Annotated in this window: 26 protein-coding genes, 1 tRNA gene and 1 pseudogene; 17 read left to right on the top strand and 11 right to left on the bottom strand. The window is 73.6% G+C overall.

Annotated elements, in window-relative coordinates:
• Positions 1–86: 86 nt before the first annotated feature.
• The 4 genes from SAM23877_RS13520 (at position 87) to SAM23877_RS13510 (ending at position 2,958) form a co-directional block, all read left to right on the top strand.
• Entirely contained in the window at positions 87–1,649 is a 1,563-nt protein-coding gene (locus SAM23877_RS13520) for a pectate lyase family protein (RefSeq protein ID WP_053131484.1), read from the top strand.
• 161 nt (positions 1,650–1,810) lie between these two features.
• Positions 1,811–2,161 (top strand): hypothetical protein, encoded by a 351-nt coding sequence (locus SAM23877_RS13515; RefSeq protein WP_053131481.1) that lies wholly within the window; start codon positions 1,811–1,813, stop codon positions 2,159–2,161.
• A 124-nt stretch (positions 2,162–2,285) separates the two neighbouring features.
• A complete protein-coding gene (locus SAM23877_RS36800) occupies positions 2,286–2,894 on the top strand; it encodes a bifunctional DNA primase/polymerase (protein ID WP_063796778.1) in 609 nt (202 codons plus the stop codon).
• Positions 2,885–2,958, top strand: a tRNA-Lys gene (locus tag SAM23877_RS13510). Before SAM23877_RS36800 ends, SAM23877_RS13510 begins: the two co-directional genes overlap by 10 nt.
• A 105-nt stretch (positions 2,959–3,063) precedes the next feature.
• Here the strand turns inward: SAM23877_RS13510 and SAM23877_RS13505 are convergent.
• Complete coding sequence (locus SAM23877_RS13505; protein WP_079030186.1) at positions 3,064–4,437, bottom strand: M6 family metalloprotease domain-containing protein; 1,374 nt, start codon at positions 4,435–4,437, stop codon at positions 3,064–3,066.
• 284 nt (positions 4,438–4,721) lie between these two features.
• On the opposite strand from SAM23877_RS13505, the gene SAM23877_RS13500 reads away from it, so the two are divergent.
• Complete coding sequence (locus tag SAM23877_RS13500; protein ID WP_053131478.1) at positions 4,722–6,614, top strand: putative bifunctional diguanylate cyclase/phosphodiesterase; 1,893 nt, start codon at positions 4,722–4,724, stop codon at positions 6,612–6,614.
• On the opposite strand, the gene SAM23877_RS13495 is transcribed toward SAM23877_RS13500, so the two are convergent.
• From SAM23877_RS13495 to SAM23877_RS41210, 3 genes and pseudogenes are all read right to left on the bottom strand, one after another.
• Positions 6,590–7,690: an LLM class flavin-dependent oxidoreductase gene (locus SAM23877_RS13495; protein WP_053131475.1), complete on the bottom strand. Its 1,101-nt coding sequence runs from the start codon at positions 7,688–7,690 to the stop codon at positions 6,590–6,592. The genes SAM23877_RS13500 and SAM23877_RS13495 overlap by 25 nt on opposite strands.
• A 72-nt stretch (positions 7,691–7,762) precedes the next feature.
• Positions 7,763–7,957, bottom strand: a complete 195-nt coding sequence (locus tag SAM23877_RS13490; RefSeq protein WP_053131472.1) for a DUF397 domain-containing protein — start codon at positions 7,955–7,957, stop codon at positions 7,763–7,765.
• An 8-nt stretch (positions 7,958–7,965) separates the two neighbouring features.
• Positions 7,966–8,064: pseudogene (locus SAM23877_RS41210) on the bottom strand (transcriptional regulator); the annotation flags it as partial.
• 10 nt (positions 8,065–8,074) lie between these two features.
• Here SAM23877_RS41210 and SAM23877_RS13485 point away from each other — a divergent pair.
• Positions 8,075–8,386: an ATP-binding protein gene (locus SAM23877_RS13485; protein ID WP_053131470.1), complete on the top strand. Its 312-nt coding sequence runs from the start codon at positions 8,075–8,077 to the stop codon at positions 8,384–8,386.
• Here SAM23877_RS13485 and SAM23877_RS13480 read toward each other — a convergent pair.
• Positions 8,383–8,748, bottom strand: coding sequence for a VOC family protein (locus SAM23877_RS13480; protein WP_053131467.1), 366 nt, complete (start codon positions 8,746–8,748; stop codon positions 8,383–8,385). The genes SAM23877_RS13485 and SAM23877_RS13480 overlap by 4 nt on opposite strands.
• A 79-nt stretch (positions 8,749–8,827) precedes the next feature.
• Positions 8,828–10,228, bottom strand: a complete 1,401-nt coding sequence (locus SAM23877_RS13475; protein WP_053131464.1) for an MFS transporter — start codon at positions 10,226–10,228, stop codon at positions 8,828–8,830.
• Between the two features lie 386 nt (positions 10,229–10,614).
• Here SAM23877_RS13475 and SAM23877_RS13470 point away from each other — a divergent pair, with 386 nt between their 5' ends.
• The 11 genes from SAM23877_RS13470 to SAM23877_RS13420 are packed head-to-tail and all read left to right on the top strand — an operon-like array spanning position 10,615 to position 20,735.
• Positions 10,615–12,102 carry an aldehyde dehydrogenase family protein gene (locus tag SAM23877_RS13470; RefSeq protein WP_053131461.1) on the top strand — a complete coding sequence of 496 codons (1,488 nt, stop codon included), beginning with the start codon at positions 10,615–10,617 and terminating at the stop codon, positions 12,100–12,102.
• A gap of 24 nt (positions 12,103–12,126) precedes the next feature.
• Positions 12,127–13,149 (top strand): VOC family protein, encoded by a 1,023-nt coding sequence (locus SAM23877_RS13465; RefSeq protein ID WP_053131458.1) that lies wholly within the window; start codon positions 12,127–12,129, stop codon positions 13,147–13,149.
• On the top strand, positions 13,146–13,946 hold the full coding sequence (locus SAM23877_RS13460) for an aspartate dehydrogenase domain-containing protein (protein WP_053131455.1): 801 nt from the start codon (positions 13,146–13,148) through the stop codon (positions 13,944–13,946). The genes SAM23877_RS13465 and SAM23877_RS13460 overlap by 4 nt, the downstream gene beginning before the upstream one ends.
• Complete coding sequence (locus tag SAM23877_RS13455; RefSeq protein WP_053131444.1) at positions 13,943–14,746, top strand: alpha/beta fold hydrolase; 804 nt, start codon at positions 13,943–13,945, stop codon at positions 14,744–14,746. Before SAM23877_RS13460 ends, SAM23877_RS13455 begins: the two co-directional genes overlap by 4 nt.
• A gap of 5 nt (positions 14,747–14,751) precedes the next feature.
• A complete protein-coding gene (locus SAM23877_RS13450) occupies positions 14,752–15,273 on the top strand; it encodes a cupin domain-containing protein (protein ID WP_053131440.1) in 522 nt (173 codons plus the stop codon).
• A complete protein-coding gene (locus tag SAM23877_RS13445) occupies positions 15,266–16,018 on the top strand; it encodes an SDR family oxidoreductase (protein WP_053131438.1) in 753 nt (250 codons plus the stop codon). Before SAM23877_RS13450 ends, SAM23877_RS13445 begins: the two co-directional genes overlap by 8 nt.
• Before the next feature lie 52 nt (positions 16,019–16,070).
• Positions 16,071–16,862, top strand: coding sequence for an SDR family oxidoreductase (locus tag SAM23877_RS13440; RefSeq protein WP_053131435.1), 792 nt, complete (start codon positions 16,071–16,073; stop codon positions 16,860–16,862).
• Between the two features lie 9 nt (positions 16,863–16,871).
• On the top strand, positions 16,872–18,503 hold the full coding sequence (locus SAM23877_RS13435) for a thiamine pyrophosphate-binding protein (RefSeq protein WP_053131432.1): 1,632 nt from the start codon (positions 16,872–16,874) through the stop codon (positions 18,501–18,503).
• 14 nt (positions 18,504–18,517) lie between these two features.
• On the top strand, positions 18,518–19,462 hold the full coding sequence (locus tag SAM23877_RS13430; protein ID WP_053131429.1) for a PDR/VanB family oxidoreductase: 945 nt from the start codon (positions 18,518–18,520) through the stop codon (positions 19,460–19,462).
• Between the two features lie 18 nt (positions 19,463–19,480).
• Positions 19,481–19,705 (top strand): recombinase-like helix-turn-helix domain-containing protein, encoded by a 225-nt coding sequence (locus SAM23877_RS13425; RefSeq protein ID WP_053142432.1) that lies wholly within the window; start codon positions 19,481–19,483, stop codon positions 19,703–19,705.
• A 1-nt stretch (position 19,706) separates the two neighbouring features.
• On the top strand, positions 19,707–20,735 hold the full coding sequence (locus SAM23877_RS13420; RefSeq protein WP_053131426.1) for an aromatic ring-hydroxylating oxygenase subunit alpha: 1,029 nt from the start codon (positions 19,707–19,709) through the stop codon (positions 20,733–20,735).
• Here SAM23877_RS13420 and SAM23877_RS13415 read toward each other — a convergent pair.
• The 5 genes from SAM23877_RS13415 to SAM23877_RS13395 form a co-directional block, all read right to left on the bottom strand.
• A complete protein-coding gene (locus tag SAM23877_RS13415; RefSeq protein ID WP_053131405.1) occupies positions 20,714–21,262 on the bottom strand; it encodes a MarR family winged helix-turn-helix transcriptional regulator in 549 nt (182 codons plus the stop codon). The two genes, SAM23877_RS13420 and SAM23877_RS13415, sit on opposite strands and share 22 nt — an antisense overlap.
• A 521-nt stretch (positions 21,263–21,783) precedes the next feature.
• Complete coding sequence (locus SAM23877_RS13410; protein ID WP_053131402.1) at positions 21,784–23,145, bottom strand: AAA family ATPase; 1,362 nt, start codon at positions 23,143–23,145, stop codon at positions 21,784–21,786.
• The gene (locus SAM23877_RS13405; RefSeq protein WP_053131399.1) at positions 23,142–24,740 is read right to left on the bottom strand and encodes a hypothetical protein; all 1,599 of its coding nucleotides are present in this window, start codon (positions 24,738–24,740) and stop codon (positions 23,142–23,144) included. Before SAM23877_RS13405 ends, SAM23877_RS13410 begins: the two co-directional genes overlap by 4 nt.
• Complete coding sequence (locus SAM23877_RS13400) at positions 24,731–25,933, bottom strand: hypothetical protein (RefSeq protein WP_425314756.1); 1,203 nt, start codon at positions 25,931–25,933, stop codon at positions 24,731–24,733. The genes SAM23877_RS13405 and SAM23877_RS13400 overlap by 10 nt, the downstream gene beginning before the upstream one ends.
• Positions 25,830–26,795: a phosphatase PAP2 family protein gene (locus SAM23877_RS13395; protein WP_053131385.1), complete on the bottom strand. Its 966-nt coding sequence runs from the start codon at positions 26,793–26,795 to the stop codon at positions 25,830–25,832. The genes SAM23877_RS13400 and SAM23877_RS13395 overlap by 104 nt, the downstream gene beginning before the upstream one ends.
• Between the last annotated feature and the right edge of the window lie 91 nt (positions 26,796–26,886).

Below are 26,886 nucleotides of genomic sequence, written 5' to 3'. Positions count from 1 at the left end.
GAGAAAGCGCTTTCCCGCCTGCTGTGTTGACGTGATCACGACAGGTTGTTCGTTCCGGCATGTGAAGGCGATTGGGGATACCGAGGATGAGACGAGCAGTCACCCTGCGACTCAACGCGGCGCTGGCCACCCTGGCCGTGGCCGCCGCGACCGGCGTGGTGCTGTCGATGCCCCAGGAGGCGTCGGCCGCCACCGGTGCGACCGGCTACGCCACGCAGAACGGCGGTACGACCGGCGGTGCGGGCGGGCAGGCGGTCCGGGCCACCACCGGCACCGCGATCCACCAGGCCCTGTGCGGCCGCGCCAGCAGCAGTACCCCGATCGTCATCCAGGTCGAGGGGACCATCAACCACGGAAACACCGCCAAGGTCTCCGGCGACAGTTGCAGTACCGCCGCCGGCGTGATCGAACTCAAGGAGATCAGCAACGTCACGATCGTCGGCGTCGGTGGCGGAGCGGTCTTCGACCAACTGGGCATCCACATCCGGGACTCCAGCAACATCATCATCCAGAACGTGACGGTCAGGAACGTCAAGAAGTCCGGCTCGCCCACCTCCAACGGAGGCGACGCCATCGGCATGGAGAGCGGCGTCCGCAACGTCTGGGTCGACCACACCACCCTGGAGGCCTCGGGCGGCGAGTCGGAGGGCTTCGACGGTCTCTTCGACATGAAGGACAACACCCAGTACGTCACCCTGTCCTACAGCGTCCTGCGCAACTCCGGCCGAGGCGGACTCATCGGCTCCAGTGAGAGCGACCGGTCGAACGGCTACGTCACCTTCCACCACAACAAGTACGAGAACATCGACTCCCGCGCGCCCCTGCTGCGCGGCGGCATCGCCCACATCTACAACAACCACTACGTGAGCCTGAACGAGTCGGGCATCAACTCCCGTGCCGGCGCCAAGGCCAAGGTCGACAACAACTACTTCGAGGACTCCAAGGACGTCCTCGGCACCTTCTACACCGACCAGGCGGGCTCCTGGCAGGTCAGCGGCAACATCTTCGACAACGTCACCTGGTCCGAGCGCGAGGGCGACAACAACCCGGCCGGCCCGAACCCGACGTCCAACACCACCGTCGGCATCCCGTACTCCTACGACCTCGACGCGGCCGACTGCGTGCCGAGCGTCGTGAGCCAGACGGCGGGTGCCAACAAGGGGCTGAAGGTGTCGGACGGCAGCTGTACGCCGCAGAGCCCGGCACCGACCGACCCGGCTCCCACCACGCCGGCCCCCACGGACCCGGGTCCCACCGACCCCGGCCCCACCACCCCGCCCACCGGGACCAACCTCAGCATCGGCGCGGGCGCCGACGGCACCTCCAAGGCCTCCGGGACGAGCTACGGCAACGTCCGCGACGGCGACACGGGCACCTACTGGTCCCCGGCCGGTGCCACCGGGTCCGTCTCCGTGAAGTGGGGCACGGCCACCACCGTCTCCAAGGTCAACATCCGCGAGGCGGCCGGCTCGGCGGGCGCCATCCGGGCCTGGCGGGTCGTCAACCACGACACGGGCGCCGTCCTGGCCTCCGGCAGCACGGCGGGCGTCAGCAGCTTCGCCCCGGCCTCGCTGAAGAAGATCACCCTGGAGATCACCGCCTCCAGCGGCTCGCCCCGGGTCGCCGAGTTCGAGACCTACGCCGGCTAGCGCACGGCGCACGGCGGCACCGTCCCACCCCGCGTCCGGTCCGGCACCCGCCGGGCCGGACGCCTACTTGCACGGGGCGGGACAATGGACGGTGGCCCACTCCACCGGGGTGCCCCCGCCCGTGCGGGGAGGGCCGTCGTGACGTACGAGGAGGAGAAGACATGGCGGAGCCCACGCCGCGTCGGAACGAACCGCGGCTACGCCCCGCGCCCCTGCTCTTCGAGCCGGCGGAGGCGTCCGCCGACCCGGAACACTTCTTCGACCTCGAGTCGATCGACGACCCCCGGGTCCTGCTGGAGCGGGCGACCGAACTGACCCAGGCGTTCCGCGCGGCGGCCGACCGGGCGATGGAGTACCAGGCGACGGCGGCGGCCCAGCTCGCCGATCCGCGCCGCTTCGACCGGCTGACGGCCGCGGACATCGCCGAACGCGCCGAATGGACCGAGGACTACGCCAAGAAGATGGTGGAGTTCGGTCGCGACCTGCTGCGCGGCGGCGACACCCCCGACTAGCCGGGGGCCCAGTCCCGCCGCATATGCCAAGCGGGTGAGCAAGATACTCCTCGCCCCTCCCTTCTGTCCCGGTTTCCCGCAACCCAGCGCAGTGGCTCCCTCACGCCCGGTAGATGTAGTCGGCATGAGCAGCGCACGCGATGTCACCCTCGACGCCACTCCCCACGCCGCGGAGGTCACCTCCGACGGCGCCGCCTGGCTGGCCTCGGCGAGCGCGTACCCGCGCGGCATGCTCGCGTTCTGGGAGGAGCGGCCCGCGGCCCCGGTCGTCCTGCCCTGCGGTTCCGCGTTCGACGTGGTGAGCGCCCCCGCGGTCTTCGGGCGCCGGATGCTGGACCGGATGTGGGACGAGGGCCCGGGTTCCGGCCCGGTCGCGGAGTTCCGGGGCCGGATGCTGCTGTTCGCCGCGCCGGGTACGGCCCAGCGGCTGCCGTCGCTGCTGGGGTGGGAGGAGTGGGGCGCCCGGGGCCGGCCGGGCGGACGTGCGGGTGCGGTGCCGCCGCTGCTGTGCCACGGCGCCGGGGACGCGGTGACCGTCCCGGCTCCGGCGGGCCCGCCCGCCCGGTCCGGTTCCCGCTGGCTGGTGGCTCCGGACACCCGGCAGCCGTGGCTGCCGGGCCCCGAGATCCTGCTCTGGGCGGCCGTGCGGGCGGCCCGCGCCGCCGTGCGTATTTCGATTTTTCCCTCCGCCGACCAGGGTGCTAAGGTCTACGACGTCAGCAGGCGCCGCTAGCTCAGTTGGTTAGAGCAGCTGACTCTTAATCAGCGGGTCCGGGGTTCGAGTCCCTGGCGGCGCACAGACAACGAGAAGGCCCCTCGCTCCGGCGAGGGGCCTTCTCGCGCGCCCGGGACGTGCCCGGGACGTGCCCGGGCGCGCGCCCGGGATGCCCGTGAGGGCCCGGCTACCCCGGCGTGACCTGCACCGTCCACGCCCCCGACACCGTCCGCCCCTCCACCTCCACCCGTACGCCCTCGCCCGGCACCGTGAAGCTCTCGCCGAGGGCCACCGGGGCGTCGGCCAGCGGCGGGTAGACCGAGTCCTCCCAGCAGGCCTCGGTGTCCGGGTGGGCGTCGATCACCTGGATCGGCCCGTTGCCGGACTCCGCCCCGCTGCGTACCCGGTAGACCAGCACCCCCGCCCGGCACGCGGCGGCGTCGTTGCCGACCGGTCCCCGCGCCTCGAAGGCGAGCGCGCTGTCCGCCCCGGTCCGCACCACCGCCAGTTTGGTGCCCCGGCCGAGTCCGAAGGCCGGCGCCCCGGCGGCCCCCGCCACCGCCACGCCCGGTCCCGCCCCCAGCGGCTCCAGCGTCAGCCGGGTCGGCCCGCTGCCCCGCACGCAGGCCACCTGCCGGGGCTCCAGCCAGCCCAGCTTCCACTTGTGCCAGCCGAAGAGATCGGGGGCGAGCCCGAACTGGCTGCCCATGAGGTCCCAGTCGCCGACGTGGGTGTCCCAGTCGCCCTCGCCGTCGTCCGGCCGGTGGTACAGGTCGGGCAGGTCGAAGACGTGGCCCGTCTCGTGGGCCAGGACCAGCCGGTCCGGCGGATGGTTCTCGAAGACCGTGACCATCCGCCTGATGTCGGTGCCGTCGGCCCGCATCGGGGTGTCCAGGTTGACCACCTTCGTGGCGTCGGAGTCCACACCGGGCGCGTCCGGGTCGGCCACGAAGTAGACGATGTCGTAGCGGGAGAAGTCGACGTGCCGGTCGGCCGCCGCCATCGCGTCGCGCAGGTAGGCGGCCCGGTGCCGCGGGCTCCAGTCGCGCCGTATGTCGTACGCCGTCGACGGGCGCGGCATCGGGATCCAGTCGCGCAGCGGATGCGGTCGCAGCGTGAACCTGCCGTAGGAGGCGTGCTGGAAGAAGCGGGTGGTGGCCGGGAAGTGGTCGGTGACCAGTTCGGCCGGCGCCGTCAGCGGCTGGGAGTCGGGGAAGGACAGGAACACCATCACCGCGTCCAGCGCGCGGGACGGCCGCGGATAGGCGGCGTTCCAGGTGTCCACGCCCTCGGAGTGGTGCACCTCGGTGCGCTGGAGCGCGCAGGGCTCGGGGGAGAAGGGCTCGGCGACCGAGGGGGCCGTGATCAGGGAGGTCGCGGCGAGCGCGGACATCGTCGTGCAGACCGCCGCCGTACTGCGCAGCCGTGTCCGGGGCCCCGCCGCCCGGCGGCCCGCGCCGAGCGCCTCGAGGGCCTCCCGGGGAAGTCGCCTCAGGGGGAGCTGGCGCGGCACATGAACCTCCGGGCGCGGTCGACGGGACACCGCACCCAGCTTGTGCATGATTGTCGTACTACGACCTGTTCGCCTGCACCGGATGGGTGAGCCGCCCGGAAATCTGCCGGAAGTCGCCGGACCGACACCCCCGAGTCACTTACAGAACGTCACAACTGGTCGGAGGCATGAAGAACCCGTCCAGGTGTGAGCAGAAACGATCTGGCAGGGGGGTCGGACGGTCGCGAAGGTGGGGCGGCGGCTGGAAGGGCCCCGTGGCAGCCTCTATGATCGGCACACTTTCCTGCACGAACAGAGCACGAACAGAGATCGAGGCACTGCGGGAGCGAGCGGTGAACGGAACCTCCGAAGGGCCGGCGCCCGTGGCAGACCTCGGCCGGTCGGCCATCACGGACAGTGATGAAGACCTGGCTCCTCGTGCGCCGTGCGCGGAGCCCTCCGCCTATCGTTCGGCGTTCACGGCGGCTCCCCTGGCCATGGCCGTCGTCGACGCCGAGGGCCTGGTCGTCAGCGCCAACGACACGCTGGGCACCCTGCTCGGCACCGACCCGGCCGCGCTGGCCGGCCGTGCGGCGGCCGACCTCGTCGACCTCGCCTCCGACGCCGGCACCTGGCAGGCGTACCGCGAGGTGCTGCGCGGACACCGGCCCCGACTGCGCTGCACCCGGCGCCTGAAGGGGGCCGACGGACGCTCCCTGTGGGCGCAGGTGACGGTCGAACCGCTGGCCGGACCCGGGGGTGCGCCGGGCCTGCTGCTGTCGGTCGCCGACATCAGCGCCCGGCGCGAGCTCCAGGCCCGGCTGCGCCACCTCCAGATGCACGACCCGGTGACCCGGCTGCCCAACCGCGCCCTGTTCTTCGAGCGCCTGACGGCCGCGCTGGAGGCGGAGTCGTACGAACACGGCGGCACCGGCCGGATCGGCGTGTGCTACCTGGACCTGGACGGCTTCAAGGCCGTCAACGACACGCTCGGCCACCGCGTCGGCGACCGGCTGCTGGCCGCCGTCGCCGAACGCCTCACCCGCTGCGCCGAGGAGTCAGCGCACGCCCGCTCCGGCGCCCCGCTGGTGGCCCGGCTGGGCGGTGACGAGTTCGCTCTGCTGGTGGAGGACTCCACGGGCACCGACCAGCTCGCCGACCTGGCCGAGTCGGTCCTCGCGGCCCTCCAGGCGCCCTTCGAGGTCTCCGACCGGCGCCTCTCGGTCACCGCGTCGGTCGGCGTCGTGGAACGCCACACGGCCGGCACCACGCCCACCGCCCTGATGCAGGCCGCCGACACGACCCTGTACTGGGCCAAGGCCGACGGCCGGGCCCGCTGGACGCTCTTCGACCCCGAGCGCAACGCCAGCCGCATGACCCGCCAGGCCCTCGCCGCCACGCTCCGCCCCGCCATCGAACGCGGTGAGTTCGCCCTCGAGTACCAGCCGCTGGTCGGCATGGAGGACGGCCGGGTGCGGGGTGTCGAGGCGCTCATCCGCTGGAATCATCCTCAGTTCGGCGTACTGGCGCCGAATCGGTTCATCGCACTGGCGGAGGAGGACGGCTCGATCGTTCCCCTGGGCCGCTGGATCCTGCGCACCGCCTGCCACCAGGCCCGCCGCTGGCAGCTGGCCCACCCGGACGACCCGCCGATCTTCGTCAGCGTCAACGTGGCGGTCCGCCAGGTCTGGGACTCCGACCTGGTGGCGGACGTGGCGGCGACCCTGGAGGAGACGGGCCTGGCCCCCCACCTGCTCCAGCTGGAGCTGACCGAGTCCGCGGTGATGGGGTCGGCGGGCCGCCCCCTCCAGGTCCTCAAGGCGCTCAGCGACATGGGCGTCCACATCGCCATCGACGACTTCGGCACGGGGTACTCCAACCTCGCCTACCTCAGCCGGCTGCCGGTGTCGGTCCTGAAACTGGACGGCGCCTTCGTGCGGGGGTTCCAGTACGACGGGGCCGAGGGCGCCGGGGTGCAGGGCCCCGGCGTGGACGCGACCGCGGCCAATCCGGCGGACGAGGTGATCGTCGAGGCGATGGTCCAGCTCGCCCACCGGCTCGGCCTCACCGTCACCGCCGAGTGCGTGGAGACCTCCGACCAGGCGACCCGCCTGCGCCGCATCGGCTGCGACACCGGTCAGGGGTGGCTGTACTCCCGACCGGTGGCGCCGGATCGTATCTCCGCGCTGCTGGGCTCCGCCGGGCCCGGAACGGCCGGGGTTCAGGCCGGCGTCGGCAGACCGTAGGCGTCGGCGATCAGCTCGTAGGAGCGCAGGCGCACGTCGCCGCCGTGGGCGTTGGCGGTCAGCATCAGCTCGTCGGCGCCGGTGCGCTTCTGGAGGTCGTCCAGGCCGGACCGCACCTCGTCGGCGGTCCCATGGATGACGTTGGCGTTCCAGGACCGCACGAACTCCTCCTCCATCGGGCTGAAGTCGTACGCCTCCGCCTCCTCGGGCGTCGGCACCAGCCCGGGGCGCCCGGTGCGCAGCCGGACCATGTTCAGCGCGGCGGCCAGCACCTGCCGGCGGGCCTCCTTCTCGTCGTCGGTCGCGAGCGCGGAGACGCCGATGAGGGCGTAGGGCGCGTCGAGGACGGCGGACGGCCGGAAGGACTCCCGGTACAGGTCCAGCGCCGGGACGGTGTTCTGCGCCGAGAAGTGGTGCGCGAAGGCGAACGGCAGCCCCAGGGTGCCGGCCAGCCGGGCGCTGAAGCCGGAGGAGCCGAGCAGCCAGACCGGCGGCCGGTGGGCCGACTGGACGCCCCCGGGGGACGTGGCCTGCACGGGGCCCGGTACGGCGTGGATACGGCGGTAGGGGTGCCCGTCCGGGAAGTCGTCGTCCAGGAACCGGATCAGCTCGGCGAGCTGCTGCGGGAAGTCGTCGGCGCCCTCGTTCAGCCGGTCGGTGCGGCGCAGGGCGGCCGCGGTGGCCCCGTCGGTGCCGGGGGCGCGGCCGAGGCCGAGGTCGACGCGGCCGGGGGCCATCGCCTCGAGCGTGCCGAACTGCTCCGCGATGACCAGGGGCGCGTGGTTCGGCAGCATGACGCCGCCCGAGCCGAGGCGGATGCGGTCGGTGTGGGCCGCCAGGTGGGCGAGGATCACCGCGGGTGAGGAGGAGGCGACGCCGGGCATCGAGTGGTGCTCGGCGACCCAGTACCGGTGGAAGCCGCGGTGCTCCGCGAGGCGCGCGATGTCCACGCTGGTGCGCAGGGCGTCGGTGGCGGTACGGCCGGCGCCGACGGTCACCAGGTCCAGTACGGAGAGGGGGACGGGTGCGGTGCCGTGGGCGGGGCCCCGGATCTCCTCTGCGGCGTCTGCGGCCATGGTGAGGTGCCTCCTGTGTGGTGTGACGACGTTCGCGGTTCGCTGCGCGACGTAACAGGAGGGGGCCTCCGGTTATTCCCCGGCGGGGGTCCGCAGGGTGCGGAGGAAGGCGGCGAAGGCGGGGGCGGGGAAGGTGAGCACGGCTCGGGTGGGCGCCTTGGAGTCGCGGACGGCGGTGCGGGGGTGGCCGGGGGCGACCTCTACGCAGGCGTTGCCCTCACCGCCGCCGGAGTAGGAGGACTTCCGCCAGCTGTCGGGGGTGGTCACCGGATACCTCACAGTTCCTTCGCCGGCCTGTGGAGGAAGTCCCGCGAACGCTCGGGCGCGAGCGAGACCGCTTCCACTCTACGGAAGAGCGTTCGAAAGACGCCCGACGTCGCCGAGTTGCTGGCGGCGGAGTTGGTGGGCCATGCCGTGCGGCACACCAAGGGGCCCGCCGCCCTGCGGGTGCGCTGGGCGGCGGGCGTGCTGCGGGTCGGGGCGTGGGACGCCGACCCGTCGCCGCCCGAGCCGCCGCAGCCGTTCGAGCGTGCCCTGGACCGGGAGGACGGGCGGGGGTTGGCCATGGTGCGGGCCTGTGCCGATGTGTGGGGGTGGCAGCCGCCGGCCCGGGAGGGCAACCGGGGCAAGTACGTCTGGTGCGAGCTGGGGGTCCGCGCCCCGGGGCGAGAGGCGCCCGGCGTGAGGGGCGGCTAGTCGACGGGGGAGACCCGGATGAGGTTGCCGTCCGGGTCCGCGGCGACGAAGGTGCGGCCGAAGACCTCGTCGTGCGGGGCCTCGACCACGGTGACGCCCTTGGCGACCCACGCGGCGTGGAGGTCGTCGACGGCCGCCGCGGAGCCGGGGACCATCAGGCCGACCTCCGAGGTGCGCGGCGTCCGCGGGGTGACCAGGTCGGCCCGGCCGCCCCAGACCGCGAAGAGCACACCGGGCGCGACCTCGAACGGCACGTACCGGGGGGTGGTCATGACGGGCTCGATCTCGAAGAGGTCGGCGTAGAACGCGGTCGCGCGCTCCACGTCGCTGACGTAGACGAGGAAGAGATTGGGTGCGGACATGGTTCGGGCTCCTTCCGGCGGGCCGGTGGTGGCCGCCGGTGTCAGCCTCGCGCCGCTTCATGACACCCTCCGTCATGTATTACGGGGCGACCTCCTCCAGCGTGCGTCCGGTCGTCTCCTCCGCCCAGGCCGCCGCCGTGAGCGAGCCGGCGAGGGCGACCGCCGCCAGGGTCACGAACACCGTGCCCATGGCGCCCCCGGCGTAGATGGCGCCCACGACGATCGGGCCGAGGATGATGCCCAGGCGGTTCATCGCGCCGCCCACGCTGGAGCCCAGTGCCCTGATCCGGGTGGGGAAGAGCTCCGGTGTGTAGAGGTAGAGGCAGATGTTGGAGCCGAAGAGGAAGACCGCGGCCAGGGACGTCCAGGCCAGGATGCCCGTCGCCGAGTCGCCGCCCGCCAGGCCCAGGAGCAGCAGGCAGAGCGCGGCCGCCGCCATGCACCAGATCACCGTGTTGCGGCGGCCGACCCGGTCGACGGTGAGGGCGACGACCAGACAGCCGACCAGTCCCGCGCAGCTCGTCACCGTCGAGTAGAGGAGCGCCGTGGAGAGGTCGAGGTCGAAGTGGTCCTCGTAGATGGTCGGCAGCCAGGACGTGATGCCGTAGTTGGCGAAGTAGCCGGTGAACCACAGGAGGCCGATGACGAGGGTGCGCTTGCCGTACCGGCCGCTCAGCAGTTCACGCAGGCCGCTCCTGGCCGGTGCGGGCGGGGCCGGCCGCGCCGGGGCGGGCTCGGGCAGCGGCGTCCCGGTGATCTTCTCCACCTTCTCCTCGATCGAGGCCATCGTCGCCAGCGCATCCTCGTGCCGGCCGTGGTCGGCGAGCCAGCGCGGTGACTCCGGCACCCAGCGGGCGAGGGCGAAGCAGAGCAGGCCGGGAATCGCGGCCAGGGCGAACACCCAGCGCCAGCCGAGCACCGGTACCAGCCAGGCGGCCAGGAGCGCGCCCGCGGTCAGACCGGCCGGGAAGACCAGTTCGTACAGGAGGACGAAGCGGCCGCGCTGGTGGGCGCGGGTGATCTCCGCGATGAAGGTGGCCGCGATCGGCACCTCGCCGCCGATGGCCATGCCCTGGACGAAGCGGATGGCCATGAAGGGCTCGGGGGAGGTGCACAGGGTCAGGGCCAGGTTGCAGACGCCGGACAGCGCGATGCAGCCGGCGATGACCTTCACCCGGCCGATCCGGTCGGCGAGTCTGCCCGAGGCCAGCGCGCCGATCAGCATGCCGATCGAGCCGACGGTCATCAGGGCGGTGACCTGCGATGTGCCGAGGCTCCACTCGTCGCGCAGGTCCGGCAGCGCGTAGGCGATCAGGAGCTGGTCGAACGCCTCGAAGAAGGTGACGGCGCCGACGACGAGCCGGACCATCACCTGCCAGCGGCACAGGGGCAGGCGTTCGAAACGGGCGCCGATGGCGGCTGCGAGCGCGGCCGAGTCGCCCTTTCGGCCTTCGGCAGCACGGGCTGCGTCGATCGTCATGAAGGTGGTCTCCGGATCCCGTAGGGCGGGGAGCGTGCGATCCCGCAGGGGAGGGTTCGGGCCGCACGGCACGGCGGAGCGACCGCGTGCCGGGCGGCGTGAGGCGATGAGGGCTGGAGAGGTCTGGCGAGGACGAGACGAGCGGGCCGTGCGGACGTTGCCGCCGCCCCACTTATGTAGGCGCTGAATGTCTCAGGGCTTAAGTTCTACCGGTAGTCCGCCGAGGTTAGGCAAGCCTTACTCCTGACGTCGCGAAAAATTCATCGCTCCGGGTCCCTTGCGGTCGAAATAGTTAAGCCCTTAGATTTCGAGCACTTAGACACAGCGGGTCGGCAACGCCGCCGCCGTGCCGCGAGTTCCCGCACCGTCCCTTCCCGGAGGCCACCATGGCGCGCATCCCAGCCGACGAGATCCTCATCGGGGGGCACTGGCGACGTGGCGGCGGCCTGCCGGTCCACACCGTGGACCCGGCCGACGGCAGCGTCCTCACCACCGTCCACGCCGCTTCGGCCGACGAGGTGGACGAGGCCGCGCACGCCGCCGCCGCGGCGGCCGCCGCACCAAAGTGGCGCGACCTCGCGCCCCACCGGCGGGCCCGCGTCCTGTACCGGATCGGCGACCTGATCGAGGAGCACGCCGGCCGGCTCGCCGAGCTGCAGACCGCCGACACCGGCAAGACCCTCGGCGAGACCCGCGCCCTCGCGCTGAGCGCCGCCGGCACCTTCCGGTACACGGCCGCGGCCCTGGAGACGGCCGAGGACGCGCTCACCCCCTCGCGCGGCCCGTACGTCACGATGAGCACGTACGAACCGATCGGCGTCGTCGGCGCGATCAACCCCTGGAACTCGCCGATCGCCTCCGACGCGCAGAAGGTTGCGCCCGCGCTGGGCGGCGGCAACGCGGTCCTGCTCAAGCCCGCCGAGTGGACGCCGCTGGTCTCCCTCGCCTTCGGGCGCCTGGTCCACCAGGTCCTCACCGAGGAACGGCTGCCGGCCGCGCTGCTGTCCGTCCTGCCGGGCAAGGGCCGCATCGTGGGCGACGCGATCGTCAGGCACCCGCTCGTCGGCCGGATCGGCTTCACGGGCGGCACCACCACCGGGCGCTCCATCGCCCGCGCGGCCGCCGACAAGCTCGTCCCCGCCTCCCTCGAACTCGGCGGGAAGTCGCCGACGATCGTGCGCGCGGACGCCGACGTCGAACAGGCCCTGGCAGGCGTGATGTACGGCGTCTTCTCCTCCAGCGGCCAGTCCTGCATCGCCGGATCGCGGCTCTTCGTCCACGCCTCGCTCTACGACACGTTCGTCGGCGAACTGGTCGAGCGGGTGCGGAAGCTGCGGGTCGGACCGGGCACGGCCCCCGACACCCAGGTCGCGCCGCTCGTGCACCACGCGCACCGCGACGCCGTCGCCGAGGCCGTCGAACTCGCCCGGCGGGAGGGCGGCCGGGTGCTGTGCGGCGGGGCCGCGCCGGAGGGGGAGCGGTACGCGAAGGGCGCCTACTACCTGCCGACCGTCATCGACTCCCTGCCGAACTCGGCCCGCGTCTGCCAGGAGGAGATCTTCGGCCCGGTGCTCGTCGCCCTGCCGTACGACGACGAGGACGAACTCGTCGCGCAGGCCAACGACTCCGTGTACGGACTCGCCTGCGGCATCTGGACCCGGGACGCGCGGGCAGCCTGGCGGCTCGGGCGACGGATCGAGGCGGGCACCGTCTGGATCAACACCTACAAGCAGTTCTCGATCTCCACCCCCTTCGGCGGGATGAAGGAATCCGGGCTCGGCACCGAGAAGGGCCGCGACCTGATCCGCGCCTACCAGCGGCAGAAGTCCCTGTACTGGGGCACCGACTCCACGCCCCTGCCCTGGGCCAACTGACCGACCCCCCTTGGAGACTCCGCCATGACCCACCCCCCGATCGGCCGGCTGCGCGCCCTGCGCTCGGTCGAGCTGCTCACCCCGCACTACGCCGACGCCGTCGACTTCTACGAGGAGGTGTGGGGCCTCCAGGTCGTCGAGGCCGAGCACAGCGCGAGCTGGCTGCGCGGCACCGGCGAGGAGCACCACGCCCTGCGCCTGACCCGCTCCGACACGATCGGCCTCGGACGCCTGGTCTTCGCGCTCGGCACCCCCGCCGAGGTCGACGAGGCCGCCCGCCGGCTCCGGGCGCGGGGCATCGCCCTCGTCACCGAACCCGGCCCCCTCGACCAGGTCGGCGGTGGCTACGGCCTGCGCTTCCACGACCTCGACGGGCGGCTGATCGAACTGTCCGCCGACACCTGGGCGGTCACCGAGCGGAGCCGGGACGCGTCGCTGCCCGTGGGCGTCACCCACGCCGTCCTCAACACCCCCGACATCGACGCCTCCGTCGCCTTCTACCGCGAGGTGCTCGGCATGCGCGTCTCGGACTGGTCCGAGCACCAGATGGCCTTCCTGCGCTGCGGCTCCGACCACCACTGCGTCGCCTTCAACCAGGCCCCGTGGGTCTCCCTGAACCACGTGGCCTACGAGATGACCTCGATCGACCACTTCATGCGCGGCCTCGGCCGGCTCCGGCACCACGGGATCACCCCCGAGTGGGGTCCCGGCCGGCACGGGCCCGGCAACAACACCTTCTCCTACTTCACCGACCCCACCGGCCTGGTGTGCGAGTACACGACCGAGGTCGCCCAGGTCGTCGAGGACAGCTGGATCTGCAAGGTGTGGCGGCGCACCCCCGAGCTGTCCGACCTGTGGGGGACCGCGGGCCCGCCGTCGAAGCGGATCCGCGCCCACATGGCCGGCACGCCCGACGGCAGCCCCGTCATCCCGCCCGTGGACGCACCCGCGGGCGCCGCCGCGGACGCCCCCGCCGGCACCGAGACCGGCGCTCGAACCGGCACCGAGACCGGTACCCGAACCGGCACCGAAGGAGCAGCGGCATGAACGGCGGCACGCGCAAGGTCGGCCTCATCGGCTGGGGCGCCATCGGCCGGATCGTCGGCGGCGCGCTCGCCGCCGGCGAGGTGCCGGGGGCCGAGCTGGTCGGCATCGTCGACAACCGGCCGCTCGGCGACGCGGTCCCCGCCCCCCAGCTCACCGTGGAGCAGGCCCTCGCCTCCTGCGACCTGATCGTCGAGGCCGCCGGGCAGGGCGTCGTACGGGAATGGGGCGAGACGATCCTCGCGTCCGGCACGGACCTGCTGGTGGCGTCCACCGGAGCGCTGACCGACGACGAGCTGTCCAAGCGCCTCCTCGCCGCCGGGCCCGGCCGGGTGTACTTCACCGGCGGCGCGGTCGGCGGCCTCGACCTGCTCCAGGCCGTCCGCGCCATGGGACCGCTCGGCGAGGTCACGCTGACCACCACCAAGCTGCCGTCCACCCTGGAACAGCCCTGGATGGACGAGGAGACGCTCGCCCGGATGCGGTCCACGACCACGCCCGTGGAGGTCATGCGGGGCACCGCGCGCGACGTGCCGGTCAAGTTCCCCAAGTCCACCAACGTCGCCGCCTCGGTGGCGCTCGCCGTGGGGGACCTCGACGCGGTGCGGGTGCGCGTCGTCGCCGACCCGGCGGCCTCGCACACCTCGCACGTCGTCGAGGCGAGCGGACCGCAGGGCGCGTACCGCTTCGAGGTGCGCCACGTCCCGGACCCCGCCAACCCGGCCACCAGCCAGGTCGTCCCCTACGCCGTGCTGCGCTCGCTCGCGGCCCTGGCCGGACGCCGGGGGCAGATCCTGTGACCGCCCACGACCCCGCCGGACTGCACCTGGAGGAAGCCGGCCGCGAAGGGCCGCTGGTGCTGTGCCTGCACGGCATCGGCTCCTCCTCCGCCGCCTTCGCCCCGCAGACCGAGGCGCTCGCCGCCGGACACCGCATGGTGGCCTGGGACGCGCCCGGGTACGGCAGGTCGGCCGACCCGGACGGCGGACTCACCCTCGACGACTACGCGGACACCGCCGCCGCCGTCATCCGCGCCCGCGGCGCCGAGGCCCACGTCGTCGGCGTCTCCTGGGGCGGCGTGATCGCCCTGCGGCTCGCCACCCGGCACCCGGACCTCGTCGCCTCCCTCACCGTCGCCGACTCCACCCCCGGCTCCGGCACCAGCCCCGAGAAGGCCGCCGCGATGCGCGCCCGGGTCCCGGAACTGGAGAGCCTGGGACCGCGGGCCTTCGCGGAGAAGCGCGGTCCCCGTCTCGTGTCCGAGGACGCGCCGCCCGAGCTGGTGCGACGCGTCGTCGACACCATGGCCGACGCGGTCCGGCCGCCCGGTTACGCGTCGGCGGCCGAGTCCATGGCCCGCACCGACCTGCGCGGCGAACTCGCCCACGTCACCGCGCCCACCCTCGTCCTGTGCGGGGAGAAGGACCGGATCACCGGCCCCGACGCCTCACAGGTCCTGGCCGGTGGTCTGCACCGGACCGCCTACGTGATCGTCAAGGACGCCGGTCACCTGGCCAACCAGGAACAGCCCGAGCACTTCAACGCCTGGCTGCTCTCGCACCTGCACATCGTCACCGACACCCGCACCACGAAGGGCTGACCACCATGCCGCTGACCACCACCGACTACGACAACGGCGGGGACCTCGCCAAGTACACCGACTCCCTGATCGCCTCCAAGGCGTCCCGCGAGCCGGACTGGGGCACCCTGTCCTTCCAGGAGAAGGCCGGCCCGCAGTACAAGCGGGCGCAGATCCGCTACGTCGGCTCCGGCGCCACCGGCAACCACGAGAACGACGGCCGCATCCTGCCCTCCGGCGGCTTCACCTTCTCCAACATGCTGCTGCCGCCCGGCGCCGAGGGCCCCGCCCACACCCACCACGACGTGGAGGAGGCCTTCTTCGTCCTGGAGGGCGAGGTCCGCGTCGGCATCCACCGCGGTCCCGACGAGACCGAGTACCGCACCCTCGGCTACCGCGACATGATCGTGGTGCCGGCCGGGGTGACCCGCTCCCTGAAGAACGAGGGCGACACCGACGCACTGTTCTGCGTGATCATCGGCACGCGGAAGCCGCAGGTGCCGACGTACCCCGAGTACTCCCCGCTGTACGGCGTCACCCGTGACTGACCCGGCCACCGGGCGCCCTACGGTCGTCGTGACCGGCGCGGGCCGTGGCCTGGGGGAGGCCATGGCCCGCCGGGCGGCGGCCGACGGGTACCGGGTCGTCGTCGCCGAGCTGAACGAGGAGTGGGGCTCCCGTACGGCGGCGGCGATCCGCGCGGCGGGCGGCGCGGCGGAGTTCCGGCCGCTGGACGTCGCCGACCCGGCCTCGGTCGAGGCACTGGCCGCCCGCCTCGCCCCCGCCGGTCCCGTGTACGGCCTGGTCAACAACGCGGCGCTCGCCAACGGCGTGGGCGGCCGGGAGTTCCAGGACATCGACGTCGAGGCCTGGGACCGGCTGATGACCGTCAACGCCCGCGGCCCCTGGCTCGTCGCCAAGCACTTGCTGCCGCTGATGTCCGCCCCCGGACGCATCGTCAACATCGCCTCCGACGCGGCGCTCTACGGCTCCCCGCGGCTCGCCCACTACATCGCCTCCAAGGGCGCGGTCGTCGCCCTGACCCGGGCGATGGCCCGCGAACTGGGCGGGCGCGGCATCACCGTGAACGCGGTGGCGCCGGGCCTCACCGAGGTCGAGGCGACCGAGACCGTACCGGCCGAGCGGCACGCCTTGTACGCGGCGAACCGCGCGATCCCCCGGCCGCAGACCCCCGACGACCTGGTGGGGCTCGTCTCCTACCTGCTCGGCGAGGAGTCCCGCTACCTGACCGGACAGGTCGTCGCCGTCAACGGCGGCTTCACCATGCACTGACCCACCCCTGCCTCACGGACACGCGCCCCTCGCCCCTCCCCAAGGAGTACCCATGGATCTCGGCCTCGCCGACCGCACCGTCCTGGTCACCGGCGGCAGCTCCGGCGTCGGCCTGGCCACGGTCCGGGCCCTGCTGGCGGAAGGCGCCCGCGTCGCCACCTGCGGGCGCGACGCCGACCGGCTCGCCAAGGCCGCGGCGGCCCTCGGCGCCGACGCGGACCGGCTGTACACCGGCGTCTGCGACGTCCGGGACGCCGACGCCGTAAGGGACTTCACCGAGCGCGCCGCCGCCCGCCTCGGCGGACGCCTCGACGGACTCGTCAACAACGCCGGCCAGTCCCGGATGAAGACCCTCGACGAGACGACCGGGGACGACTGGCGCGACGAGCTGGAGCTGAAGTTCGCGGGCGTCCTCAACCCCCTCGCCGCCGCCCGCGGCCGCCTCCGCTCCTCCGACGCCGCCGCCATCGTCAACGTCAACGCCGTCCTCGCCAAGCAGCCGGAGACCCGGCTGATCACCACCAGCGCCGCCCGCGCCGGCATCCTCAACCTCTCCACCTCCCTCGCCCGCGAACTCGCCCCCGAGGGCATCCGCGTCAACTCCGTCTGCCTCGGCCTCGTCGACACCGGCCAGTGGACCCGCCGCCACGCCGCGGCCGGCAGCGGGCTCACCTACGAGGAGTGGCAGGCGGAGATCGCCGCGGACCGGGGCATCGCGCTGGGACGGCTCGGCCGCGCCGAGGAGGTCGCCTACGCGATCGTCTCGCTGCTGTCCCCGCGCGCCTCGTACATCACCGGAACCAGCATCGACGTCTGCGGCGGAGTCGGCCGCGGCATCCTCTGAGGAGTTCGCATGCGTTACGACCACGGTGGCGGACTCCTGGCCGCCCACCTCAAGTCCATCGGCGTCGACACCGTGTTCGGCATCGTGTCCGTGCACAACCTGCCGCTGGTGGAGGCCGTCGAGGCCGACCCGGAGCTGCGGTTCGTACCGGTGCGGCACGAGGCGAGCGCCGTCAACGCCGCCGACGCGTACGGCCGGGCCCGCGGCACGATCGGCTGCGCGCTCACCTCGACCGGCACCGGCGCGGGCAACGCGGCCGGGTCCCTGATCGAGGCGCTGGCCTCGGGCACGGCGGTGCTGCACGTCACGGGCCAGGTCGAGTCGGCCCACCTCGGCAGCGGGCGCGGCTTCATCCACGAGACCAAGGACCAGCTCGGCATGCTCACCGCGGTGTCCAAGCACGCCGCGACCGTCACCTCCGCCCGGGACGCGGGCCGCGTCCTGCGCGACGCGACCGCCGCCGCGCTCACCGCGCCGGGCGGGCCGGCGAGCGTGGAGTGGCCGATCGACCTCCAGTACGCGGTCCAGGAGGACGACGGGCGGAGCACCCCGGTCGCCGGCGCGCCGGTGCCCGACCCGTCCCGGCTGGCCGCGGCCCGTGACCTGCTCGCGTCCGCCCGGCGCCCGCTGATCTGGGCCGGCGGCGGCGCGAACACCGCCCGCGACCAGCTCCTCGCTCTGCTGGAGACGACCGGCGCCGGTCTGCTCACCACCAACTCCGGGCGGGGCTCCGTACCCGAGGACCACGACCAGGTCGTCGGCAACTTCGCCACCACGCCCGCCGCCCGCGCCCTGCTCGCCGACGCGGACGTCCTCGTCACCGTCGGCACCCACTTCCGCTCCAACGAGACCGCCGACTACGCGCTCCGGCTCCCCGAGGCGCACATCCAGATCGACCTCGACGCCGCCGCCCTCGGCCGGGTGTACCCCGCGCCGCACGCCCTCCACGGCGACGCGGCGGCCGTCCTGCCGGACCTCACCGAGGCCGCCGTACGGGCCGACGCCGACTGGACGGCACGCGTCCGCCGGGTGCGCGAGGAGGTGCGGGCGGCCCTGCACGACGGCATCGGACCGCAGGCCGCGATCTGCGACGCCCTCGCCGCCGCCCTGCCGCGGGGCGCCGTCGTCGCCCGGGACGTGACCATCCCGTCCTCGTCCTGGGGCAACCGCCTGCTGCCCCTCCACGACCCGCGGGCCAACGTCTTCCCGCGCGGCGGCGGCATCGGCCAGGGCCTCGGCATGGGCCTCGGCGCGGCCCTCGCCCGCCCCGGCGAGCCCACCGTGGTCATCGCCGGGGACGGCGGGCTCGCCGTCCACCTCGGCGAACTGCTCACCCTCGCCCAGGAACGGCCCCGGCTGACCCTGATCGTCTTCAACGACGGCGGCTACGGCGTGCTGCGCAACATGCAGGCCACCTACACCGAACGCCGCTCCGGCGTCGACCTGTTCACCCCCGACTTCGCCCGGCTCGCCGCCGCCTGCTCCCTCCCGTACGCGCGGATCGGCGACGCGAGCGAGGCGGCGAAGGTGATCGACGCGGCCGTCGCCTCCGACGGTCCGACCCTCGTCGAGGTCGACCTGGACGCGCTCGGCCCGATGAAGAACCCGTTCACCCCGCCCGTCAAGATCCCCACCCGGTAGGGAGGACCGCCGACATGAGCGCCACCGAAGAGCAGGAACTGGACCTCCTCGTCCACCGCACGACCTGGGAGGCGGACGGAGTCCTCTCCGTCGAGCTGGTCCACCCGGACGGCAAACCGCTGCCCGCCTGGACACCCGGGGCCCACCTGGACCTGCACGTGGGCGGCCACGTCCGCCAGTACAGCCTGTGCGGAGACCCGGAGGAGACGGGTGTGTACCGGCTCGGCATCCTCAACGAGCCGGCGTCACGCGGCGGTTCCCGCCACGTGCACACCAAGGTGCGGCCCGGCCAGACTGTGCGGGTGGCCGGGCCGCGCAACCACTTCGCCCTCGAACCGGCCGCCTCCTACGTCTTCCTCGCGGGCGGCATCGGCATCACGCCGATCCTGGCGATGGCCCGCCGCGCGGAGCGGGACGGCGTCCCGTACCGGCTGGTCCACGGCGGCCGTACCCGCGCCTCGATGGCGTTCGGCGGTGAACTCGCGGCGCTCGGCGGCGAGGTGACCCTCGTACCGCAGGACGAGCAGGGACACATCGACGTGCCGGGTGTCCTCGCGGACCTGCCGGCCGACGCGCTGGTGTACTGCTGCGGCCCCGAGCCGCTGCTGAAGGCGGTCGAGGAGGCGGCGCCGCAAGGGCGGCTGCGCACCGAGCGCTTCGCCGCGCCGGTGGTGGCCCGGGAGGACGACGACAGCGCCTTCGAGGTGGAGTGCCGGACGTCGGGGGTGACCCTGAACGTCGCCCCCGGCACCTCCATCCTGGAGGCCGCCGAGAACGCCGGGCTGGACGTCGCCTCCTCCTGCCGCGACGGCATCTGCGGCTCCTGCGAGACCCGCGTCCTCGCGGGCACGCCCGACCACCGCGACTTCCTGCTCAGCGACGCCGAACGCGCCACCGGCGAGACGATGATGATCTGCGTCTCGCGCTGCGCCTCGGACCGCCTCGTCCTGAACCTCTGACCCCCTGTGGAGAACCCCGTGCCCGAGACCTGGCCCTACCTGGAAACCCACCAGACCCGCGACCACGAGCCCACCCCGTACGAGACCAAGCTCGCGCGCACCCTGGAGGACATCTTCACCAAGGACGGCCACGGCCTGTCCGACGTGATCGACGGCCTCAACTCCCGCCAGTTGCGCACGCCCACGGGAGAGCCCTGGACCGAGGAGTCCTTCCGCGCCGAGATGCACCGCCTGGGAGCCTGACATGACCCTCTCCACCCGCGACACCGCCGACCACATCTACGCCCACGGCCTGCGCAACCAGTGGCACCCCGTGGTGCCGTCCCACTTCGTCGAGCCCGGCGGCATGCGCAAGGTGACCGCCCTCGGCGAGAACTGGCTGCTCTTCCGCAAGGCCGACGGCGGTCTCTCCATGCTCGCCGACCGCTGCCCGCACCGCGGGGCGCCCCTGTCCCTCGGCAAGCACCTGGGCGACCGGGTCGCCTGCTGGTACCACGGCGTCGAGGTCGACGGCACCGGCACGGTCACCTCGGTGCCCGGCCTGCCCGGCTGCAACCTGGAGGGCAAGACCCTCGTCACCTCGCTGCCCGTCCGCGAGGTCGGCGGCGCGATCCTCGCCTACTTCGGTGACGAGGAGCACCCGGACCCGGTGGAGCTCACCCTTCCCGGACCGCTCGCCGACGAGGAGATCTCCGCCTTCCTCTGCTACGCCGAGTGGGAGGTGCCGTGGCGGTTCGCCATGGAGAACCTCCTCGACCCGATGCACGGCGCGTTCCTGCACTCCGAGTCGCACACCATGTTCGCCGGGGACACGACGGCCAAGTTCCGCATCCGGGAGACGGAACGGGGCTACTTCTTCGAGAAGACCGACCAGCGCGGCGTCAACTTCGACTGGGTCGAGCTCTGCCACACCGGGGTCGACTGGGTGGACCTGTCCATCCCCTACCCGCCGTCGGCCGGCCCCGGGGGCCCCTTCGGCATCGTCGGCATGGCCTGCCCGGTGGACGCCGGGCGCACCGGCGTCTTCTTCTGGCGCTACCGCAGGGTGAGCGACTGGCAGCGCGACACCTGGCGCTTCCTCTACAAGACCCTCATCGAGGCCCGCCACTGGGAGGTCCTGGAGCAGGACCGCGTCATCCTGGAGAGCATGCCCGCGGACGCCGACCAGCGGGAGAACCTCTACCAGCACGACCTGGGCGTGGTCCGCCTGCGTCGCCTCTACCAGGCCCAGGCCGGGCGGCAGTCGAAGGCTCAGCCCGTCTCGGCGCGCTGAGCCGGGATGTCGTCGGAGTCCACGATGGAACGCTCCAGCTTGGACAGCAGACGGCTCAGCTGACGACGCTCGGCGGGGGAGATCCCGCCGAGCATCCGGCGCTCGTTCTCCAGGTGCTCGGCGAACACCTCGTCCACCTTCGCCAGCCCGGCCTCGGTGAGCCGCGAGTACACCACGCGCCGGTCACCGGCGTCGCGCTCGCGCACGAGCAGACCGTCCTTCTCCAGCCGGTCCAGGCGCAGTGTCACTCCCGCCGAGGAGATCAGCCCGGAGTCCGCGAGCTGCCCGGCGGTCAGCCGGTAGGGGGCGCCCGCCCGGCGCAGCGCGGTGAGCACGTCGAACCCGGCGACGGAGAGCCCGTGCTCGTCGAGCCGCGAGGTCATCCGCGACTGGTACTGGAGGTACGAGCGGTGCAGCCGGGCCAGCACCTCCAGCGGCGCCGTGTCCAGCTCGGGCCGCTCCCGCGCCCAGTCCTCGACGATCCCCGCCACAGCGTCCGGCCGCTTCGCGGCCCTGCCCTGAGCCATGTCTTCCCCTCGCGGCATGTGTTCGGTGCTGAAATCTTAGCCCTAAGGGAAACCAACCCTCCGGAGCACACCGACCCTCGACCACGGGCTCCGTCCCGGGCGGCGGGGGCGTCGTCGCGCCGAGTACCGGACTCCGTCCGGCGGGCCGGGTGCGGGGGCCGTTCGGGGCGTCAGGGCCGCCAGGGCACGCGGTGTTCCGCCAGGTGTGCCAGTACCGAGTGGTTCGCCTCCCAGCCGTCCGGGCTGTGTCCTTGGGCCGCCTGCGGCGGCGTGCCGGACTCCGTCCGGCGGACCGGGGCGTTGTCGGGCGAGTACCGGGGCCGCCCGGGGTGCCGGGCGCCATTCCGCCCCGGGCGTCAGGGCCGCCAGGCCACCCGGTGTTCCGCCAGGTGTGCCAGTACCGAGTGGTTCGCCTCCCAGCCGTCCGGGCTGTGTCCTTGGGCCGCCTGCGGCGGCGTGCCGGACTCCGTCCGGCGGGCCGGGGTGCGTTGTCGGGCCGGGTGCGGGGGCCGTTCGGGGCGTCAGGGCCGCCAGGCCACCCGGTGGTCCGCCAGGTGCGCCAGTACCGAGTGGTTCGCCTCCCAGCCGTCCGGGAACTTCACCAGGGTGCCGAGCTGGACCGGCTCCGTGGACGGGTAGTCGTCCAGCAGGTCGCCCACCCCCTCCCGGCAGACCACGATGCACGCGTGCCGGTGCCGGGAGGCCAGGACGCACAGGCGGCCCGTCTCCAGGTGGAACGCGGTGGCGTCGGGGCGGCCGGAGAGCGGGTGCAGGACGACCGTGACGTCGTACTCGCGGCCCTGCAGACGGTTGGCCGTGTCGACGGTCACCTCGGTCACCCCGAGGTCGGCCAGCGCGGCCCGCACCGCCGCCGCCTGGTCGCGGTGCGCGGTGCCGACGGCCACGCGGCCCGCGCTCAGCGGCACCGGGGCGGACGAGCGCTCGGACGTCGCCGCGCCCTCCCGGTCGAGGAGCCGCCGGACCACCGCCGCCACCGCCCGCACCGCCTCCGGATCGGTGCGCGGCGTGTGCCGCGCGGGCAGCTCCAGCAGACCCCAGCCGGACCGCGCGGCCTCGTCGATCACCCGGTCCGGACCGGACCCGTCCGACGCCACCGCGAAGGCCAGACTCCGGTCGCCGTGGCCCGTACCGCTGCGGAACGGCGTGTACGGGTAGAAGGCGTCGGACACCAGCGGGGCCGCCGACGCCGGGAGCCGCCACGACACCGGCAGCCGGTGCTGCGGCAGGGACGGGTTGTGGGCCAGGAGCGTCGTCACGGCGGAGGCCGACGGGTCGTACGCCAGGCCCGCCCACTGCTCGCTGCCCACCGTCGCGAACGGGTCCAGCTGACCCGGGTCACCCACGAACAGCGCCCGCTCGAACAGCCCCGCCACGGCCAGCAGCGAGTCGGAGCGCATCTGGTACGCCTCGTCGACGATCGCGTGCCGCCACGGCTCGTCCACCGTGACGTGCGCCCACTTCGCGGCGGTCGACAGGACGACGGCCTGCCCGGCGAGATCGGCGGCCTTCGCCGACTTGCGTACGTTCGCCAGGTCGTCGAGCGCCTTGTCGTACGGGTCGGCGTCACTGCTGTGCAGGCGTCCCACCGGCAGGTCGGGGTTCTTCTCGGCGAGGCGCAGGACCAGGTCGTCGACCTGGGCGTTGGTCTGCGCCACGACCATCAGCGGGCGGCCGGCCTCGGCCAGCTCCAGAGCCGCCCGCACGACGAGCGTGGACTTGCCGGCACCGGGCGGGGAGTCCACGACGACACCACGCTCGGTGCCGTGCAGCGTGTCGTGGAGGATCGCGGCGGTGGCGCGGGCGGCCTCGGTGCCCGGGTCGAAGGCCGGGGCGGCGGGCGCGGCGGGGGCCTCGGCGGTCACAGCACGTCCTCCTCGGTCTGGGCGTCGGCCGCCTCCGCGACGGTGGCCGTCTCACCGGGTGGTCCGCCGTGCGTCCACGGGGTCCGGTCCGGATCGGGCAGCTTGGCCCCGCCCCGCTGCTCGTGCTCGAACAGGGTGAAGCAGACCCGGTCCCCCTTCTCGGGCACCGAGCCGGCCTCGGGTTCCCTGCCGCGGCCCATCTTGTCCACGAGGCGCAGCACGAGGACCCCCTCGTCCTCCTGCGCGACGTACTCCGCCGCCTGCGGCCTGCCGTCCAGCGACCGGAAGACCCGGGCCCGCTCGGCCGGCTGGGGGCGGTCGTCCGTACGGACCGTGATCAGCGGACGCGGACTGGGCCGCTTGCTCTCGCTGTACGCCATCACGACATCGATGACCTCCCCGGCGAACGCCTCCCCGGCCAGCCGCCGCGCGGCCATCACCAGCGGATCGTCCAGCGCCTCCTGGGCCTCCAGCCGTGCCTGCTCCCGCTCGCGCGTGGCGAGCTTGTTGGCCGCGGTCACCGCGTCGTCGTGACGCGGCTGCGGGGGCTCGCCGGCCAGGATGCGGTCGCGGTGCGAGGTGAACGACCAGCGGTCCCGGGTCCAGCGCTCCTCGACGTGCGCGCCGGCGGGCAGCTCCCGCAGCAGGTCCAGTCCCCGCCACACCGCGTCCCAGGTGGGTCGGGTACGGCTGTCGACCAGGGCGCGGATCTCCCGCTCGGCGGCGGTGAGCGCGCCCAGCCGGTCGTCGGCCTCCAGACCGTCCTCGGCGGCGGCGAGCGCCGTGCGGGCCCGGTCGTAGCGCTCGATGGCGGGGGCGAGCAGCCTGTTGTCGAAGGCCGGGTCGGTGGCCGGGCCCGCGGGCGGGCACAGCAGCTGGCCGTCGGCGTCACGGGCGAGCTCGGCCCGCCGCGCGGCCTCCGCGCCGGTCGGCCCCTCGGCGCCCGGCGCGATCCACGCGAGGAGCGCGCCCAGGTGCTGGTCCTCCAGCGTGGACTGCCCGGTCGCCCAGTGCCGGCCCAGCAGGTCGGTCATGGCGAGGAGGAGGGAGGAGCCGGGGACCCGGGCCCGCTCGCCGTAGTGGGTCAGCCACCGGCCGAGCAGCGGCACCCTCGGCGGGGCCGGGTGCGGTGTCTCCGGGTCCTCCTCCGCCGTACGCCGGAACCGCATCGACCGGCCCAGCAGCCGTACGAAGTCGATGCCCGCGCGGCTGGGCACGATCAGCTGCGCGGCGTCGGCGCACAGGTCGACCTCGACCTTGATCCGCTTGCCCGTCTCCGGGTCGGTCTCGGTGCGCTCGGCGGCCTCGACGCTGTCGGCGTACGCCTCCACGTGCGGCAGCACGATGTCGGCCAGTTCGGCCAGGAAGGCGAAGCGCAGGTCGCGGTCGCGGGGCTGTGGCACGACCAGCAGCCGCGGCGCGTCCCGGTCGGTGCCGACCAGGGCGCCGAGCGGGGCACCGGCCTCACCGGCGGTGGTCAGCGGGACGAAGACCAGCGGGCGGTCGGACAGATGCCGGTGCCGGACGGTGGCGGCGGGCTCGGCGCGGCCCGTGCGCACGGCCTCCAGCCGGGCGAGCGTGGTGATCAGCGACATCCGGCCACCCCGCTCGTCCCCGTACCGGCCGACGCGAGGGCCTCCGCCCGCAGCTGTGCCGCCCTGCGCAGGGCCGCCACCGCCGGGTCGTCCGGATCGCCGGCCTCCCCGCGGGCCGCCGCCAGCACCTCCTCGACCGTCGACAGACCGCCCAGCTCGGCCCGCACCGGGCGGCCGAGCGAGGTCACCGCACCGGCCTCGCGGGACCGGGCACGGCAGTGGAAGGCCAGCTCGCAGGCGGACAGGCAGTCGGGCGCGTACGTCGCCGGAACCGCCTCGACGGCGGTCGCCAGCTCCTCGGCCGGAAGCTCGGGGGAGAAGCAGACGCCCTCCGGGAGCGCGTCGGCGATGTCCTCGATCCGGGTCAGCCGGGCCAGCTGGCGCTCGGTGACGGCGCGCTGCTTGCGCACGTCGACGGCGGAGGAGGTGGGCAGGTTCGAGAAGTCCTTCGGGCAGACGAGGAGGACGCGGTGGCGCACCCGGGGGGCCGGGTCCAGCCGGGCGGCGACCCGCTCCAGCGCCAGCACGTACACCGCGGCCTGCCGCGCGGCGGCGCCGACCTTCGCCGGGTCGGCGGAGCCGTCCAGCATGGGGAAGGACTTGATCTCGACGACGGTCCAGCTGCCGTCCGGATGCACGACGACCGCGTCCGGCTCCAGGAACGCGGGGGAGCCGGCGACGTCGAGGGCGAGCATCGGATGGTCGAGCAGCGTCCAGGCGCCGGGCGTGCCGGTGGCCTCCCGCAGCGCCAGCGAGGTCCGCGCGGCGCGGCCCTCGGGACCCGTCGCCGACAGGTCGGGCACGTGGGCGCCGGCGGGCGGCTCGGCGCCCCGGTCCAGCTTCTCGTGCACCAGCCGCAGCAGCTCGGCCCCGCCGTCCGCCTTGACCCGGGCCTCGAAGGCGTTGCCCCGCACCAACGCGAACTGGGACTGCCCGAAGACCGCCGGGGAGCCCAGCGCGTCGGCGAGCGACGCCTTGTCCACTCCGGCTCCGTCGAGGATCGCGCGCCGTCGGCAGCCCGGGTTGGCGGCGAGGGCGGCCAGGGCCCGGGCGTCCAGCGCCTTGGCCGGGACGTCGGGACCGCGCAGCTCAGCGAGCCGGTGCCGGAGTCTCGTCCCCCGCGTCCGAGGGGGAGGGGTCCGGCTCGGCTCCCGGTCCGACCCGTGGCTCGCGCTGGCGTGGAAATCGCTCACCCGCGGAAGTCTGGCATCCGCCACTGACAATCGGGGAACCCGCGCCGTCCGGGGCGGGCGTGGCCGGTGCGGAGCGGGTCGTGAAGCGGGTCACGAGGCTGCCCCGGACGCGCTCCGCCGTCCGCAGCACGTACGGCGTCAGCAGCAGCCCGGCCCCCATCACGGCCGCGCCCGCGACCGCGTCGAGGAAGTAGTGGTTCGCGGTGCCCATCACCACGATCGTGGTGACCAGCGGGTAGACGACACCGGCCACCTTCGTCGTGCGGGTGCCGCCGTAACGCCACAGCATCACCCCGCACCACAGCGACCAGCCCACGTGCAGGCTCGGCATGGCCGCGTACTGGTTGGTCATCCCGCCGAGGCCGCGCGGCGCGCTGGCCTCGCCGCCCCACCAGCCGTACGCGCTGTACTGGGCCATCGTGTCGACGAAGCCGTGGCTCGCGTCCAGCAGCCGGGGCGGGCAGGTGGGCAGCAGGGTGAAGCCGATGAGGCCGATGAAGGTGGACGTCATCAGCCAGGTGCGGGCGGCCCGGTAGCGGACGGTGCGCGAGCGGAAGATCCAGACCAGGATCAACGGGGTGACCAGGTAGTGCAGGGACGCGTACCAGAAGTCGGCGGGTATGCCGAGCCAGGGTTCGCGGGTGAAGAGGCGGTTGAGTGGGTGCTCCGCGTTGAGGAAGAGCACCTTCTCTATGCGCAGGATCGCCAGCCCGTGGTCGACCGCGTCCGACACGTCGCCCCGCACCATCAGGCGGCCCGCGGAGTAGCAGGCGTAGACGAGGACGATGAGCGGCAGCTCGGTCCACCAGCGCGGTCGGGCTCTCGGGGTCGCTTCGGTGCCCGGTGTCCTGGTGTGCGGCAATCCGATCGCCCTCCCCCTTCGTTCTCGCGCGCGCCTGGACCGACACGGACGTGCCACTCTACGGCCTCGGTGGGCCCGCTTCACGGGGTGC

Origin of the sequence: Streptomyces ambofaciens ATCC 23877 (assembly GCF_001267885.1) — a bacterium.
Taxonomy (GTDB): Bacteria; Actinomycetota; Actinomycetes; order Streptomycetales; family Streptomycetaceae; genus Streptomyces; species Streptomyces ambofaciens.
This window is presented reverse-complemented; position numbering and strand designations above follow the sequence as displayed.

Excerpts from the sequence above, each read along its gene's own strand:
- SAM23877_RS13520 (WP_053131484.1), top strand. The coding sequence starts at position 87 with ATGAGACGAGCAGTCACCCTGCGACTCAACGCGGCGCTGGCCACCCTG.
- SAM23877_RS13515 (WP_053131481.1), top strand. The coding sequence starts at position 1,811 with ATGGCGGAGCCCACGCCGCGTCGGAACGAACCGCGGCTACGCCCCGCG.
- SAM23877_RS36800 (WP_063796778.1), top strand. The coding sequence starts at position 2,286 with ATGAGCAGCGCACGCGATGTCACCCTCGACGCCACTCCCCACGCCGCG.
- SAM23877_RS13505 (WP_079030186.1), bottom strand. The coding sequence starts at position 4,437 with ATGCACAAGCTGGGTGCGGTGTCCCGTCGACCGCGCCCGGAGGTTCAT.
- SAM23877_RS13495 (WP_053131475.1), bottom strand. The coding sequence starts at position 7,690 with ATGGCCGCAGACGCCGCAGAGGAGATCCGGGGCCCCGCCCACGGCACC.
- SAM23877_RS13480 (WP_053131467.1), bottom strand. The coding sequence starts at position 8,748 with ATGTCCGCACCCAATCTCTTCCTCGTCTACGTCAGCGACGTGGAGCGC.
- SAM23877_RS13475 (WP_053131464.1), bottom strand. The coding sequence starts at position 10,228 with ATGACGATCGACGCAGCCCGTGCTGCCGAAGGCCGAAAGGGCGACTCG.
- SAM23877_RS13470 (WP_053131461.1), top strand. The coding sequence starts at position 10,615 with ATGGCGCGCATCCCAGCCGACGAGATCCTCATCGGGGGGCACTGGCGA.
- SAM23877_RS13465 (WP_053131458.1), top strand. The coding sequence starts at position 12,127 with ATGACCCACCCCCCGATCGGCCGGCTGCGCGCCCTGCGCTCGGTCGAG.
- SAM23877_RS13460 (WP_053131455.1), top strand. The coding sequence starts at position 13,146 with ATGAACGGCGGCACGCGCAAGGTCGGCCTCATCGGCTGGGGCGCCATC.
- SAM23877_RS13450 (WP_053131440.1), top strand. The coding sequence starts at position 14,752 with ATGCCGCTGACCACCACCGACTACGACAACGGCGGGGACCTCGCCAAG.
- SAM23877_RS13440 (WP_053131435.1), top strand. The coding sequence starts at position 16,071 with ATGGATCTCGGCCTCGCCGACCGCACCGTCCTGGTCACCGGCGGCAGC.
- SAM23877_RS13435 (WP_053131432.1), top strand. The coding sequence starts at position 16,872 with ATGCGTTACGACCACGGTGGCGGACTCCTGGCCGCCCACCTCAAGTCC.
- SAM23877_RS13430 (WP_053131429.1), top strand. The coding sequence starts at position 18,518 with ATGAGCGCCACCGAAGAGCAGGAACTGGACCTCCTCGTCCACCGCACG.
- SAM23877_RS13420 (WP_053131426.1), top strand. The coding sequence starts at position 19,707 with ATGACCCTCTCCACCCGCGACACCGCCGACCACATCTACGCCCACGGC.
- SAM23877_RS13415 (WP_053131405.1), bottom strand. The coding sequence starts at position 21,262 with ATGGCTCAGGGCAGGGCCGCGAAGCGGCCGGACGCTGTGGCGGGGATC.
- SAM23877_RS13405 (WP_053131399.1), bottom strand. The coding sequence starts at position 24,740 with ATGTCGCTGATCACCACGCTCGCCCGGCTGGAGGCCGTGCGCACGGGC.